Here is a 1,174-nt window from a genome sequence, read left to right as displayed (position 1 = left end):
CGAACGGCGCGCAGATCTCCATCAGGGCCTGCTCGAACTGGCCTGCAGCCTCATATGCCTTCGCCGCCTACGAACCTCATTCTGAAATGATCAGTAAGAAACGATCAAGGTTTGTGCACTCGGGCAGGGCGTTGAAGCCGCCGCACGTGGGCGGTGTCAGCCGGCACCCGAGGTGCCGACTCATCCCACCACCACCTCTGCGATCATTTGGTCGTGAGTTACGACCTTGCTGTGTGGGACGGTGAGCAGCCGCTCGATGACGAGGCGGCGGGCTTGGCCTTCGATGAGTTGTTCGAGCGCTACCTCGAATCGGAGGAGGCGGCTGTGCCGCTCTCGCCGCGCATCGATGCCTATGTGAACGCCTTGATCGAGCGCTATCCGGAGGATGGCCGTGACAGTCCATGGGCATCTCCTCCGGTCATCGATGAAGCCTCGGGACCGATCGTGACCTACTCATGTCCTACGTCCGCGCCGAAGAGGTCTCCGAGTACGCCGCTTCGCTGGCGCGCGAGTACGGGCTGATCTGCTACGACCCGCAAGGAGAGGCTCTGCGGTCATGAGTGGCCCAGGACAGTAGTCGAGGCGGGGACGGGTCCATCCTCGGGGGCGCATGGCGGTCGCCTGCGGGGCAACGAGAGGTGCTTGAGATGTTCGCTGGGGGAACCGCACGGCTGCTGGTCAGGAATGACGGCGAAGCGCCGCTGGAGCTGACCGTGGAGCCATGGGCAGATGCCTACCAACTCCTGCCAGGGCAGACCTGCGTCGTTGTCACCCACTCGCCGGCGGAAGACGGTTCCTGGTCCGGAACGCTGCGTGGGGACGAGCCATTCCAGGTCGACCATCGGCGGGACTCGGTCACGGTATGGGCCAACGGCAACTGCTTCCACCTCAGTGACATGGCTGGCGATGCAATCGATGCGGCTGACTGGCAGTGCCCGGCCCAGGACGGTGGGCCTGAACGGTAGCTGGCTTGGCCTGGTGGCCGCTGAAGACTGACCGGCCCCGCCTGGAGCGGGGCCGGTGAGTGCTTCAGCGCTGGGAGGTGGTCAGCCGGGCAGTCCGGGTTCTCCTGTATCGAGTTAAGACGTCATCTCATTTGGCCAGTCTTCGGTAGCAGATGAGGGTGCAGGCGATGCTGGTGAAGGCGAGGAAGTGGTCGGCTTTGCGTTCGTAG

General features: G+C 64.0%; 2 protein-coding genes. Both read left to right on the top strand.

The features are described 5' to 3' along the window. Window positions 1-213 precede the first annotated feature (213 nt). Window positions 214-522 carry a hypothetical protein gene (locus AB0F18_RS39305; RefSeq protein WP_362070364.1) on the top strand — a complete coding sequence of 103 codons (309 nt, stop codon included), beginning with the start codon at window positions 214-216 and terminating at the stop codon, window positions 520-522. Window positions 523-647: 125 nt separating this feature from the next. After that, on the top strand, window positions 648-965 hold the full coding sequence (locus AB0F18_RS39300; RefSeq protein WP_362070367.1) for a hypothetical protein: 318 nt from the start codon (window positions 648-650) through the stop codon (window positions 963-965). Window positions 966-1,174 lie beyond the last annotated feature (209 nt).

It is taken from the genome of Streptomyces sp. NPDC029216 (genome assembly GCF_040648015.1).
Taxonomy (GTDB): domain Bacteria; phylum Actinomycetota; class Actinomycetes; order Streptomycetales; family Streptomycetaceae; genus Streptomyces.
Note: the sequence above shows the minus strand (reverse complement) of the source record. Positions and strands in the feature narration are given on the sequence as shown.

Bases quoted from the DNA above. Each gene is read 5' to 3' on its own strand.
- AB0F18_RS39300 (WP_362070367.1), top strand. From the start codon at position 648: ATGTTCGCTGGGGGAACCGCACGGCTGCTGGTCAGGAATGACGGCGAA.